The sequence below is a fragment of the Azohydromonas aeria genome, assembly GCF_009760915.1.
Taxonomy (GTDB): domain Bacteria; phylum Pseudomonadota; class Gammaproteobacteria; order Burkholderiales; family Burkholderiaceae_C; genus Azohydromonas; species Azohydromonas aeria.
The window spans coordinates 23403-36889 of sequence record NZ_VIDQ01000039.1 but is presented as its reverse complement, the minus strand read 5'-3'; the positions used below and the strand labels follow the sequence as shown (position 1 = coordinate 36889).

The window sequence follows — 13487 nt, the reverse complement described above, 5'->3', positions numbered from 1 at the left end:
CGGACAAGGAGTTAGGCATGAAGGGACTTTTGGACCTTTTCAAGCAGTTCACCCCGGATGAACACTTCGACGCGATCAAGATCGGGCTGGCTTCGCCCGAGAAGATCCGCTCGTGGTCGTTCGGCGAGGTGAAGAAGCCCGAGACCATCAACTACCGCACGTTCAAGCCCGAGCGTGACGGCCTGTTCTGCGCCAAGATCTTCGGCCCGATCAAGGACTACGAGTGCCTGTGCGGCAAGTACAAGCGCCTGAAGCACCGTGGCGTGATCTGCGAGAAGTGCGGCGTCGAGGTCACGCAGACCAAGGTGCGGCGCGACCGCATGGGCCACATCGACCTGGCCGCGCCGTGCGCGCACATCTGGTTCCTGAAGAGCCTGCCGAGCCGCCTGGGCCTGGTGCTCGACATGACGCTGCGCGACATCGAGCGCGTGCTGTACTTCGAAGCGTACGTCGTGGTCGATCCGGGCATGACGCCGCTGAAGAAGTTCTCGATCCTCTCCGAGGACCAGTACGAGGCCGAGCGCGACAAGCACGGTGACGAGTTCATCGCGCTCATGGGCGCCGAGGGCATCAAGCAGCTGCTGGAGGAGATGGACCTCGACGTCGAGATCGAGAAGCTGCGCGGCGACATGACCGGCTCGGAGCTCAAGGTCAAGAAGAACTCCAAGCGGCTGAAGGTCATGGAGGCCTTCAAGAAGTCGGGCATCAAGCCCAACTGGATGGTGCTCGACGTGCTGCCGGTGCTGCCGCCGGACCTGCGTCCGCTGGTGCCGCTGGACGGCGGCCGCTTCGCGACCTCCGACCTCAACGACCTGTACCGCCGCGTCATCAACCGCAACAACCGCCTGGCGCGGCTGCTGGAGCTCAAGGCGCCCGAGATCATCGTGCGCAACGAGAAGCGCATGCTGCAGGAGGCGGTGGACTCGCTGCTGGACAACGGCCGCCGCGGCAAGGCGATGACGGGCGCGAACAAGCGCGCGCTGAAGTCGCTGGCCGACATGATCAAGGGCAAGAGCGGCCGCTTCCGCCAGAACCTGCTGGGCAAGCGCGTCGACTACTCGGGCCGCTCCGTCATCACCGTGGGCCCGACGCTCAAGCTGCACCAGTGCGGCCTGCCCAAGCTGATGGCGCTGGAGCTGTTCAAGCCCTTCATCTTCTCGCGCCTGGAGGCGATGGGCATCGCCACGACCATCAAGGCCGCGAAGAAGGAAGTCGAGTCCGGCACGCCGGTGGTCTGGGACATCCTCGAAGAGGTGATCAAGGAGCACCCGGTGATGCTCAACCGGGCGCCGACGCTGCACCGCCTGGGCATCCAGGCCTTCGAGCCGGTGCTGATCGAGGGCAAGGCGATCCAGCTGCACCCGCTGGTGTGCGCGGCCTTCAACGCCGACTTCGACGGCGACCAGATGGCCGTGCACGTGCCGCTGTCGATCGAGGCGCAGATGGAAGCCCGCACGCTGATGCTGGCCTCCAACAACGTGCTGTTCCCGGCCAACGGCGAGCCCTCCATCGTGCCGTCGCAGGACGTGGTGCTGGGCCTGTACTACGCCACGCGCGAGCGCACCAACGGCAAGGGTGAGGGCCTGATCTTCTCCAACGTGCAGGAAGTGCAGCGCGCGCTGGACAACGGCGTGGTGGAGATCACGGCCAAGATCGCCGTGCGGCTGACGGAGTGGGTCAAGGACAAGGACACGGGCGAGTTCGTGCCCGAGACCAAGCTCGTGGACACCACGGTGGGCCGCGCGCTGCTGTCGGAGATCCTGCCCAAGGGCCTGCCCTTCAGCAACATGAACAAGGCGCTGAAGAAGAAGGAGATCTCGCGCCTGATCAACGTGTCCTTCCGCAAGTGCGGCCTCAAGGACACGGTGGTGTTCGCCGACAAGCTGCTGCAGTCGGGCTTCCGCCTGGCCACGCGCGCGGGCATCTCCATCGCCATCGACGACATGCTGGTGCCGAAGGAAAAGCATGGCCTGATCGAGCGCGCGGAGAAGGAAGTCAAGGAGATCGAGCAGCAGTACGTCTCGGGTCTCGTGACCGCCGGCGAGCGCTACAACAAGGTCGTGGACATCTGGGGCAAGACCGGCGACGAGGTCGGCAAGGTCATGATGAGCCAGCTGGCCAAGCAGAAGGTCACGGACCGCCACGGCAAGGAAGTGGAGCAGGAGTCGTTCAACTCCATCTACATGATGGCCGACTCCGGGGCGCGGGGCTCCGCCGCCCAGATCCGCCAGCTCGCGGGCATGCGCGGCCTGATGGCCAAGCCGGACGGCTCGATCATCGAGACGCCCATCACCGCGAACTTCCGCGAGGGCCTGAACGTTCTGCAGTACTTCATCTCCACGCACGGCGCGCGCAAGGGCCTGGCAGACACGGCGCTCAAGACCGCCAACTCCGGCTACCTGACGCGCCGCCTGGTGGACGTGACGCAGGACCTGGTGGTCACCGAGGAGGACTGCACCACCGAGAACGGCATCGCCATGCGCGCGCTGGTCGAGGGCGGCGAGGTGATCGAGTCGCTGCGCGACCGCATCCTGGGCCGCGTCACCGCCATCGAGGTGCTGCACCCCGAGACGCAGGAAGTGATCGTTGCGGCGGGCGCGATGCTCGACGAGGACACGCTCGACGCGATCGAGGCCGCCGGCGCCGACGAGGTCAAGGTGCGCACGCCGCTGACCTGCGGCACGCGCTTCGGCCTGTGCGCGCGCTGCTATGGCCGCGACCTGGGCCGCGGCGGCCTGGTCAACGTCGGCGAGGCGGTGGGCGTGATCGCGGCGCAGTCGATCGGCGAGCCGGGCACGCAGCTGACGATGCGGACCTTCCACATCGGCGGCGCGGCCTCGCGCGCGGCGGTGGCTTCCAGCGTGGAGGCGAAGTCGGACGGCTTCATCGGCTTCAACCCGACGATGCGCTACGTGACCAACGGCAAGGGCGAGCTGGTGGTGATCTCGCGTTCCGGCGAGATCGTCATCTCCGACCAGCACGGCCGCGAGCGCGAGCGCCACAAGGTGCCCTACGGCGCGACCCTGAACGTCAAGGCGGACCAGGCCATCAAGGCCGGCACCGTGCTGGCGAACTGGGACCCGCTGACCCGCCCGATCATTACGGAATTCGCCGGCCGGGCGAAGTTCGAGAACGTCGAGGAGGGCGTGACGGTCGCCAAGCAGGTGGACGAGGTCACGGGCCTGTCCACCCTGGTGGTGATCGACCCGAAGCGCCGCGGTGCCGCGAAGGTGGTGCGTCCGCAGGTGAAGCTGCTCGACGCGGCGGGCCAGGAAGTCAAGATCCCCGGCACCGACCACTCGGTGACGATCGGCTTCCAGGTCGGCGCGCTGATCCAGGTGCGTGACGGCCAGGACCTCGCCCCGGGCGAAGTGCTGGCGCGCATCCCGGTCGAAGGCCAGAAGACCCGCGACATCACGGGCGGTCTGCCGCGCGTGGCCGAGCTGTTCGAAGCCCGTTCGCCCAAGGACAAGGGCATCCTGGCCGAGATCACCGGCACGGTGTCCTTCGGCAAGGAGACCAAGGGCAAGGTGCGGCTGCAGATCACCGACCCGGACGGCAAGGTGTACGAGGAGCTCGTCCCCAAGGACAAGAACATCCTGGTGCACGAAGGCCAGGTGGTGAACAAGGGCGAGTCGATCGTGGACGGCCCGGCCGATCCGCAGGACATCCTGCGCCTGCTGGGCGTGGAGGAGCTGGCGCGCTACATCGTCGACGAGGTGCAGGACGTCTACCGTCTGCAGGGCGTGAAGATCAACGACAAGCACATCGAGGTGATCGTTCGCCAGATGCTGCGCCGCGTGCAGATCGTCAACCCGGGCGAGAGCTCCTACATCGCCGGCGAGCAGGTGGAGCGCTCCGAGCTGCTCGACACCAACGACCGCCTGCGCGGCGAGGGCAAGGTGCCGGCCAGCTACGCCGACGTGCTGCTGGGCATCACCAAGGCTTCGCTGTCCACCGACTCGTTCATCTCCGCGGCCTCCTTCCAGGAGACCACGCGCGTGCTGACCGAGGCGGCGATCATGGGCAAGCGCGACGAGCTGCGCGGTCTCAAGGAGAACGTGATCGTTGGCCGCCTGATCCCGGCCGGTACCGGCATGGCCTTCCACCAGGCCCGCAAGGCCAAGGAGGACATGGACGAGAACGAGCGCCGCGCCATCGCCATGCAGGAGGCGCAGGAGCTGGCCGCCATGCAGCTGGCGCACGTGGACGCCGATGCCGCCGATGCGGACGAGCCCACGCCGCCGACGCCGTCGGCCGAGGGCCAGGGCTGAAAGGCCTGCTGATGCCGAACCGGTTCGCCCGGTTCGGCCGGCAAGCGAAAGGCGGCTTCGGCCGCCTTTTTCTTTGCGCCGTCAGGACACGGACGCGGCGGCCTGGGCCCACTGCGCCGGCGTGACGATCAGCAGCCCGCGCGCGAGCGCACGCCGGCGCAGCTTGAGCAGGGCACGGTCGCGGCTGACCAGCCAGCGCGCGCGCTGCGCCAGCGCCAGGTCCAGGAACTTCTGGTCGTCGCCGTCGCTGCAGCGCAGTCCCGGCGGCGGCGGCACGTCCGGCGGCGGCGCCACCGTGCAGGCCAGGCGCTGCCAGGCCTGCCACAGCGGCGTGGCATCCGCGGCCGGGCGGCTGCGCAGGCCGCGCGCGAGCACGTGTTCCAGCTCGCCGCGCAGCGCGGGGGTGACGATCCAGCGGCAGCGGCCGGCCGCGACGGCGGCGCCCAGCGGCTGCATCGCGGCGTCGTTGAACAGCAGCCAGTCCAGCACGGCGTTGCTGTCGAGCACGACGAGGTCCGTGGCGACGGCATCGGGCGAGGCGGAGGATGGCAGGGGAGGGGTATCGGGCATGACGGGGGCGGACAGCGCGCGCTGCAGGGCATCGGGAATCGGCGAGCCCGGCGAATGGTCGGGCGCCGCAGTGGGGCATTGGTCACGGCCAGGAAGCCCCCAAACTGTGGACAACTTGCACCCATTGGGGTGAGCGCACTATAATCGCCGGCTTTTCGGCAGATCCTGCTGCGCTCTTTGTCGGGCGGCTCACCGCGAGCGAACATTCGCGGCTTCGGGCCCGTCTCCAAAACCTGGAGTGCTCGGCCTCTTGTCGGAAGAATTCAAGTCGCCAGCGCCCTTGCCGCGGTCCATGCCCACAGCGGGCTGAGCCGCACACGGCGGGTGCCGGCGCAGGTGTGACTTCAAACGGGAACAAGTCCTATGCCAACCATCAACCAGCTCGTGCGCCACGGTCGCGAGACCGAGCCCACGAAGTCCAAGTCGCCTGCCATGCAGGGCGGCCCGCAGCGCCGCGGCGTCTGCACCCGCGTCTACACGACCACTCCTAAGAAGCCGAACTCGGCGCTGCGGAAGGTCGCCAAGGTGCGCCTGACCAACGGCTTCGAGGTCATCTCCTACATCGGCGGTGAAGGCCACAACCTGCAGGAGCACTCGGTGGTGCTCGTGCGCGGCGGCCGCGTGAAGGACCTGCCGGGCGTGCGCTACCACATCGTGCGCGGCTCGCTGGACCTGCAGGGCGTCAAGGACCGCAAGCAGTCGCGCTCCAAGTACGGCGCGAAGCGGCCCAAGAAGTAATCAGAAGCCGTCAATTGCCGGGAGGGCGGCCGAAGAGGCCGTTGCCGGGCGTGTCGCGGTGGTCCGCAAAGCACTGAAGCTTTACGGGCGGCCGAGTAAGTGGAGTGCCTTGCAGAGGCCTCCGCGGTGGGCGAGCCAAGCAGTCAAGAACGCGCAGAGCCTGCCAACTGAAGTCAAAGGAAGAGTGAAATGCCACGTCGTCGCGAAGTACCCAAGCGCGAGATCCTGCCCGATCCGAAGTTCGGCTCGGTCGATCTGTCCAAGTTCATGAACGTGGTGATGGAGTCCGGCAAGAAGGCCGTGGCCGAACGCATCATCTACGGCGCGCTGGAGCAGGTCGAGAAGAAGGCCAACAAGGACCCGCTGGAGGTCTTCATGGTCGCGCTGAACAACGTCAAGCCGATGGTCGAGGTCAAGTCCCGCCGCGTCGGCGGTGCGAACTACCAAGTTCCCGTGGAAGTTCGCCCCGTGCGCCGCGTCGCGCTGGCCATGCGTTGGCTCAAGGACTCGGCCCGCAAGCGCGGCGAGAAGTCCATGGCGGCGCGTCTGGCAAACGAACTGCTGGAAGCTAGCGAAGGCCGTGGCGGCGCCATGAAGAAGCGTGACGAAGTGCACCGCATGGCCGAAGCCAACAAGGCCTTCTCGCACTTCCGCTTCTAAACTGCACTGTTCCGGCCGCCCAAGGGTTAGTACCAACCCGCGGGCGGCCCCTGTATTTGGAGTGACACCATGTCCCGCAAGACCCCCATCGAGCGCTACCGCAACATCGGTATCTCGGCGCACATCGATGCCGGCAAGACGACCACGACCGAACGGATCCTGTTCTACACGGGCGTGAACCACAAGATCGGTGAGGTCCATGACGGCGCTGCCACCATGGACTGGATGGAGCAGGAGCAGGAGCGGGGCATCACGATCACCTCCGCTGCGACGACCTGCTTCTGGAAGGGCATGGACCTGTCCTTCCCCGAGCACCGCATCAACATCATCGACACCCCGGGCCACGTGGACTTCACCATCGAGGTGGAGCGCTCCATGCGCGTGCTCGACGGCGCCTGCATGGTGTACTGCGCCGTGGGTGGCGTGCAGCCGCAGTCCGAGACCGTCTGGCGCCAGGCCAACAAGTACAAGGTGCCGCGCCTGGCTTTCGTCAACAAGATGGACCGCACCGGCGCCAACTTCTTCAAGGTCTATGACCAGATGAAGACGCGCCTGAAGGCCAACCCCGTGCCCATCGTCGTGCCCATCGGCGCCGAGGAAAACTTCAAGGGCGTGGTGGACCTGCTCAAGATGAAGGCCATCGTCTGGGACGAGGCTTCGCAGGGCATGAAGTTCGACTACGCCGACATCCCGGCGGACCTGCAGGCCGAGTGCGAGAAGTGGCGCGAGCAGATGGTCGAGGCCGCTGCCGAGTCGTCCGAGGAGCTGATGAACAAGTACCTCGAGACCGGCGAGCTGACCGAGGCCGAGATCAAGCAGGGTCTGCGCTCGCGCACCATCGCTGGCGAAATCCAGCCGATGCTGTGCGGCACCGCCTTCAAGAACAAGGGCGTGCAGCGCATGCTCGACGCCGTGATCGAATTCATGCCGTCGCCGGTGGACATCGCCGCGGTGCAGGGCACGGACGATGACGACCAGCCCGTCACCCGCAAGGCCGACGACAACGAGAAGTTCGCCGCGCTGGCGTTCAAGCTGATGACCGACCCGTACGTCGGCCAGCTGACCTTCGTGCGCGTCTACTCGGGCGTGCTGAAGTCGGGCGACACCGTCTTCAACCCGATCAAGGGCAAGAAGGAGCGCATCGGCCGGATCCTGCAGATGCACGCCAACCAGCGTGAGGAAATCAAGGAAATCCTGGCCGGCGACATCGCCGCCTGCGTGGGCCTGAAGGAAGTCACCACGGGCGAAACCCTGTGCGACCCGGATGCCATCATCACGCTGGAAAAGATGGTCTTCCCCGAGCCCGTGATCGCGCAGGCCGTGGAGCCCAAGACCAAGGCCGACCAGGAGAAGATGGGCATCGCCCTGAGCCGTCTGGCTGCTGAAGACCCGTCGTTCCGCGTCAAGACGGACGAGGAGTCGGGCCAGACCATCATCTCCGGCATGGGCGAGCTGCACCTGGAGATCATTGTCGACCGCATGAAGCGCGAGTTCGGTGTGGAAGCCAACGTCGGCAAGCCGCAGGTGGCCTACCGCGAAACCATTCGCAAGACCGCGGTGGACGTCGAAGGCAAGTTCGTGCGCCAGTCCGGCGGCAAGGGCCAGTACGGCCACGTCGTGCTGAAGGTCGAGCCGCAGGAGCCGGGCAAGGGCTACGAGTTCGTGGACGCCATCAAGGGCGGCGTGGTGCCGCGCGAGTTCATCCCGGCGGTGGCCAAGGGCATCGAGGACACGCTGCCCAACGGCGTGCTGGCCGGCTACCCGGTGGTGGACGTCAAGGTCACGCTGACCTTCGGTTCCTACCACGAGGTGGACTCGAACGAAAACGCGTTCAAGATGGCTGCTTCGATGGGCTTCAAGGAAGCCTGCCGCCGTGCCAGCCCGGTGATCCTGGAGCCGATGATGGCCGTCGAGGTGGAGACGCCCGAAGACTACGCCGGCTCGGTGATGGGCGACCTGTCGTCCCGTCGCGGCATGGTGCAGGGCATGGACGACATGCCCGGCGGCGGCAAGGTCATCAAGGCCGAAGTCCCGCTGTCGGAAATGTTCGGCTACTCGACCACGCTGCGCTCGATGTCGCAGGGCCGCGCCACGTACACCATGGAGTTCAAGCACTACGCCGAAGCTCCGAAGAACGTGGCCGACGCGATCATCACGGCCCGCGGCAAGTAATCGTCGCAAAAGCGGGTGCGCCTTGCAGGCGCACCCTTCAAGGTGGCGGGCGCGGTTGCGCCCGTACCTACAAGACAACCCCAGCCGGTCTTCGGCGCGCACACCGCCTGCTGCCAGTGGCAGGCGGCTATCAGTGCCGCCACGAGACCTTAAACATGAGCACTGGCACTGCTCTTTGACCAGGAGAGAACAATGGCAAAAGGTAAGTTCGAGCGGACCAAGCCGCACGTCAACGTGGGCACCATCGGCCACGTGGACCATGGCAAGACGACGCTGACGGCGGCGATCACGACCATCCTGTCGTCGAAGTTCGGCGGCGAGGCCAAGGCCTACGACCAGATCGACGCGGCTCCGGAAGAGAAGGCGCGCGGCATCACGATCAACACCGCGCACGTCGAGTACGAGACGGCCAACCGCCACTACGCGCACGTTGACTGCCCCGGCCACGCCGACTACGTGAAGAACATGATCACGGGCGCGGCGCAGATGGACGGCGCCATCCTGGTGTGCTCGGCCGCCGACGGCCCGATGCCCCAGACGCGCGAGCACATCCTGCTGGCTCGCCAGGTGGGCGTGCCCTACATCATCGTGTTCCTCAACAAGTGCGACATGGTCGACGACGAGGAGCTGCTGGAGCTCGTGGAAATGGAAGTCCGCGAGCTGCTGTCCAAGTACGACTTCCCCGGCGACGACACCCCGATCGTCAAGGGCTCGGCCAAGCTGGCCCTGGAAGGCGACAAGGGCGACCTGGGCGAGGCCGCGATCATGCGCCTGGCTGACGCGCTGGACAGCTACATCCCGACGCCCGAGCGTGCCGTGGACGGCACGTTCCTGATGCCCGTGGAAGACGTGTTCTCGATCTCCGGCCGCGGCACCGTGGTCACGGGTCGCGTCGAGCGCGGCGTGATCAAGGTCGGCGAGGAAATCGAGATCGTGGGCATCCGCGCCACGCAAAAGACGACCTGCACCGGCGTGGAAATGTTCCGCAAGCTGCTCGACCAGGGCCAGGCCGGCGACAACGTGGGCATCCTGCTGCGCGGCACCAAGCGCGAGGACGTCGAGCGCGGCCAGGTGCTGTGCAAGCCCGGCTCGATCAAGCCGCACACGCACTTCACCGCCGAGGTGTACGTGCTGTCCAAGGACGAGGGCGGCCGCCACACGCCGTTCTTCAACAACTACCGTCCCCAGTTCTACTTCCGCACCACGGACGTGACCGGCGCGGTGGAGCTGCCCAAGGACAAGGAAATGGTGATGCCCGGCGACAACGTCTCCATCACCGTCAAGCTGATCGCCCCGATCGCCATGGAAGAAGGCCTGCGCTTCGCCATCCGTGAAGGCGGCCGCACCGTCGGCGCCGGCGTCGTGGCCAAGATCGTCGAGTAAGCCGTTGCGTGACGTCCCGGGCCGGCAGCGGCCCGGGTTTGCACCTTCAATACCGCGGTCCCGTGGGCCGCATCGCTCTTTTCAAGGAAACGTCATGCAGAAGCAGAAGATCCGCATCCGCCTCAAGGCCTTCGACTACAAGCTGATCGACCAGTCGGCCCAGGAGATCGTGGAGACGGCCAAGCGCACCGGCGCCATCGTCAAGGGCCCCGTGCCCCTGCCCACGCGCATGCAGCGCTTTGACATCCTGCGCTCGCCGCACGTCAACAAGACCTCGCGCGACCAGTTCGAGATCCGCACCCACCAGCGCCTGATGGACATCGTCGATCCCACCGACAAGACGGTGGACGCGCTGATGAAGCTCGACCTGCCCGCGGGCGTGGACGTCGAGATCAAGCTGCAGTGATTTCGGCCTGAGCGATTGGGGCTGGCGCAGGGATTTCCTCGTCTGCTACAATCGCCGGCTTTGCACCAGGGCGCCCCTCGTGGGCGCTTTTTGTGCAGGTTGGCAGCGCGATGCGGCTTTGTGCCGTGCAGCGCTGCCGGCAATGTCATCCCGGCCAATCGATGTCGGGTGTCTGAAACAAAGGCCTCGCCATGCGGGGCTGGAGAAGAACCATGAGTCTGAGCAATCGCCTCGGATTGCTGGGCCGCAAGGTGGGCATGATGCGCATCTTCACGGACGACGGCGACGCCGTGCCTGTGACGGTGCTGGACGTGTCCAACAACCGCGTCGCCCAGGTCAAGACCGAAGAGACCGACGGCTACAGCGCCGTTCAGGTGGCTTTCGGCACGCGCAAGGCTTCGCGCGTGACCAAGCCTGAGGCTGGCCACCTGGCCAAGGCCGGCGTCGAGCCGGCGCAAGTCCTCAAGGAATTCCGTGTTCCGGCCGACGTGGCTGCGCAGTACCAGCCCGGCGCCGCCGTGCCGGTGACGCTGTTCGCCGCGGGCCAGCTCGTCGACGTGCAGGGCACCTCGATCGGCAAGGGCTTCACGGGCACCATCAAGCGCCACAACTTCAGCTCGCAGCGCGCGTCGCACGGTAACAGCCGTTCGCACAACGTGCCGGGCTCGATCTCGATGGCGCAGGACCCGGGCCGCGTGTTCCCGGGCAAGAAGATGTCCGGCCACATGGGCGACGAGACCGTCACGACCCAGAACCTGGACATCGTGCGCGTGGACGAAGCGCGCTCGCTGCTGCTGGTGCGCGGCGCGGTCCCCGGGGCGAAGAACGGCCACGTGGTCGTGCGTCCCGCCGTCAAGGTCAAGGTCAAGAAAGGGGCCCAGTAATGCAGCTCGAGCTCCTGAACGAGCAGGGTCAGGCCACCTCCAAGGTTGACGCGCCCGACACCGTCTTCGCTCGCGACTACAACGAAGCGCTGGTGCACCAGATCGTCGTGGCCTACCAGGCCAACGCCCGTCAAGGTACCCGCAAGCAGCTCACGCGCGCCGAGGTGCACCACTCGACGAAGAAGCCGTTCCGCCAGAAGGGCACGGGCCGCGCCCGCGCCGGTATGACGTCCTCGCCGCTGTGGCGCGGAGGCGGCCGGATCTTCCCGAACACGCCCAACGAGAACTTCTCCCACAAGGTCAACAAGAAGATGTACCGCGCCGGCATGGCCGCCATCTTCTCGCAGCTGGCCCGCGAAGGCCGCCTGGCCGTGGTGGACTCGCTGTCCGTGGACGCCCCCAAGACCAAGCTGCTGGCCCAGAAGTTCAAGGCCATGGGCCTGGACTCCGTGCTGGTGATCGCCGATCAGATCGACGACAACCTGGCGCTGGCCTCGCGCAACCTGGCCAACGTGCTCGTGGTCGAGCCGCGTTACGCCGACCCGCTGTCGCTGGTCTTCTACAAGAAGGTGCTGGTGACCAAGGGCGCGATCGAGCAACTCAAGGAGATGTTCGCATGAGCACCCCGAAGTTCGACGAGGGCCGTCTGGCCCAGGTGCTGGTGGCGCCCATCGTGTCCGAGAAGGCCACGAGCGTCTCCGAGAAGCACAACCAGGTCCTGTTCAAGGTCCTGCGCAACGCTACCAAGCCCGAGATCAAGGCCGCTGTTGAACTGATGTTCAAGGTCGAGGTCGAGTCGGTGCAGACCGTGAACCAGAAGGGCAAGGTCAAGCGCTTCGGGCGCTCCATCGGCCGCCGCGACCACGTCAAGAAGGCGTACGTGTCGCTCAAGGAAGGCCAGGAGCTCAACTTCGGTGGGGAGGCCGCGTAATGGCTGTCGTCAAGATCAAACCGACTTCGCCGGGCCGTCGCGGCCAGGTGAAGGTGGTGCACACGCACCTGCACAAGGGCGCTCCCGAAGCCTCGCTGCTGGAGCCCCAGAAGCAGAAGTCCGGCCGCAACAACAACGGCCACATCACGATGCGCCACAAGGGCGGTGGCCACAAGCACCACTACCGCCTGGTGGACTTCAAGCGCAACAAGGACGGCATCCCGGCCAAGGTTGAGCGCATCGAGTACGACCCCAACCGCACGGCCCACATCGCGCTGGTGTGCTACGCCGACGGCGAGCGTCGCTACATCATCGCCCCGCGCGGCCTGGAAGCCGGCGCGACCGTGGTGAGCGGTGCCGAGGCCCCGATCAAGGCCGGCAACACGCTGCCCATCCGCAACATCCCCGTGGGCTCGACCATCCATTGCGTCGAGATGCTGCCGGGCAAGGGCGCGCAGATCGCGCGCTCGGCCGGCACCTCGGTGACGCTGATGGCCCGCGAAGGCTCCTACGCCCAGCTGCGCCTGCGCTCGGGTGAAGTGCGTCGCATCCACATCGACTGCCGCGCCACCATCGGCGAGGTCAGCAACGAAGAGCACAGCCTGCGCCAGTACGGCAAGGCCGGCGCCATGCGCTGGAAGGGCATCCGCCCGACGGTGCGCGGCGTGGCGATGAACCCGGTGGACCACCCGCACGGCGGCGGCGAAGGCCGCACCGGCGAGGGCCAGGTGCCGGTGTCGCCGTGGAACACGATGACCAAGGGCTATCGCACCCGCAACAACAAGCGCACGCAGACGTTCATCGTCTCGCGTCGCAAGAAGTAAGAAGGGCAGCACCACATGGCACGCTCTCTGAAGAAGGGTCCTTTCGTGGACCACCACCTGATGGCCAAGGTCGAGAAGGCCGCGGCGATCAAGGACAAGAAGCCGATCAAGACCTGGTCGCGCCGCTCGACGATCCTGCCCGAGTTCATCGGTCTGACCATTGCCGTGCACAACGGCAAACAGCACGTGCCCGTGTACGTGTCCGACCAGATGGTCGGCCACAAGCTGGGCGAGTTCGCGCTGACCCGGACCTTCAAGGGTCACCCGGCCGACAAGAAGGCCAAGCGCTAAAGGATGACGACCATGGAAACCCGTGCAATCGTTCGCGGCGTCCGCCTCTCGGCCGACAAGGGCCGCCTGGTGGCGGACCTGGTCCGCGGCAAGAAGGTGGACCAGGCGCTCAACATCCTGACGTTCACGCAGAAGAAGGCCGCCGGCATCATCAAGAAGGCCCTGGAGTCCGCGATCGCCAACGCCGAGCACAACGACGGCGCCGACATCGACGAACTGAAGGTCACCTCGATCTACGTCGAGCAGGCAGCCACGCTCAAGCGTTTTTCCGCGCGCGCCAAGGGCCGCGGCAACCGCATCAGCAAGCCCACCTGCCACATCTTCGTGACGGTCGGCAACTGAGGCGCTGAGGAA

13 protein-coding genes are annotated in these 13487 nt (G+C 66.3%); 12 read left to right on the top strand and 1 reads right to left on the bottom strand.

The annotated features are described in order from the left end of the window. Positions 1 to 17 precede the first annotated feature (17 nt). Complete coding sequence (gene rpoC, locus FJ694_RS21190) at positions 18 to 4274, top strand: DNA-directed RNA polymerase subunit beta' (protein WP_157269318.1); 4257 nt, start codon at positions 18 to 20, stop codon at positions 4272 to 4274. 81 nt (positions 4275 to 4355) lie between these two features. Here rpoC and FJ694_RS21185 read toward each other — a convergent pair whose 3' ends face one another. Beyond that, a complete protein-coding gene (locus FJ694_RS21185) occupies positions 4356 to 4844 on the bottom strand; it encodes a PIN domain-containing protein (RefSeq protein ID WP_157269317.1) in 489 nt (162 codons plus the stop codon). 363 nt (positions 4845 to 5207) lie between these two features. Between FJ694_RS21185 and rpsL the strand changes: the two genes are divergently transcribed. From rpsL to rplV, 11 genes are all read left to right on the top strand, one after another. After that, positions 5208 to 5582, top strand: coding sequence for a 30S ribosomal protein S12 (rpsL, locus tag FJ694_RS21180; RefSeq protein ID WP_028998895.1), 375 nt, complete (start codon positions 5208 to 5210; stop codon positions 5580 to 5582). Positions 5583 to 5771: 189 nt separating this feature from the next. Beyond that, positions 5772 to 6242, top strand: coding sequence for a 30S ribosomal protein S7 (gene rpsG, locus FJ694_RS21175; protein WP_157269316.1), 471 nt, complete (start codon positions 5772 to 5774; stop codon positions 6240 to 6242). Between the two features lie 69 nt (positions 6243 to 6311). Continuing rightward, a complete protein-coding gene (gene fusA, locus FJ694_RS21170; protein ID WP_157269315.1) occupies positions 6312 to 8414 on the top strand; it encodes an elongation factor G in 2103 nt (700 codons plus the stop codon). Between the two features lie 192 nt (positions 8415 to 8606). Next, the gene (tuf, locus tag FJ694_RS21165; protein ID WP_157269314.1) at positions 8607 to 9797 is read left to right on the top strand and encodes an elongation factor Tu; all 1191 of its coding nucleotides are present in this window, start codon (positions 8607 to 8609) and stop codon (positions 9795 to 9797) included. 94 nt (positions 9798 to 9891) lie between these two features. Next, entirely contained in the window at positions 9892 to 10203 is a 312-nt protein-coding gene (rpsJ, locus tag FJ694_RS21160; RefSeq protein ID WP_110401797.1) for a 30S ribosomal protein S10, read from the top strand. A gap of 212 nt (positions 10204 to 10415) precedes the next feature. Next, positions 10416 to 11087 (top strand): 50S ribosomal protein L3, encoded by a 672-nt coding sequence (rplC, locus tag FJ694_RS21155; protein ID WP_157269313.1) that lies wholly within the window; start codon positions 10416 to 10418, stop codon positions 11085 to 11087. Continuing rightward, a complete protein-coding gene (gene rplD, locus FJ694_RS21150) occupies positions 11087 to 11707 on the top strand; it encodes a 50S ribosomal protein L4 (protein WP_157269312.1) in 621 nt (206 codons plus the stop codon). The genes rplC and rplD overlap by 1 nt, the downstream gene beginning before the upstream one ends. Next, a complete protein-coding gene (rplW, locus tag FJ694_RS21145; protein WP_028997298.1) occupies positions 11704 to 12018 on the top strand; it encodes a 50S ribosomal protein L23 in 315 nt (104 codons plus the stop codon). Before rplD ends, rplW begins: the two co-directional genes overlap by 4 nt. Next, the gene (gene rplB / locus FJ694_RS21140) at positions 12018 to 12842 is read left to right on the top strand and encodes a 50S ribosomal protein L2 (protein WP_157269311.1); all 825 of its coding nucleotides are present in this window, start codon (positions 12018 to 12020) and stop codon (positions 12840 to 12842) included. Before rplW ends, rplB begins: the two co-directional genes overlap by 1 nt. A gap of 15 nt (positions 12843 to 12857) precedes the next feature. Then, positions 12858 to 13133 (top strand): 30S ribosomal protein S19, encoded by a 276-nt coding sequence (gene rpsS / locus FJ694_RS21135; protein WP_157269310.1) that lies wholly within the window; start codon positions 12858 to 12860, stop codon positions 13131 to 13133. Between the two features lie 12 nt (positions 13134 to 13145). After that, positions 13146 to 13475 carry a 50S ribosomal protein L22 gene (gene rplV / locus FJ694_RS21130; protein ID WP_028997295.1) on the top strand — a complete coding sequence of 110 codons (330 nt, stop codon included), beginning with the start codon at positions 13146 to 13148 and terminating at the stop codon, positions 13473 to 13475. Positions 13476 to 13487: the final 12 nt, after the last annotated feature.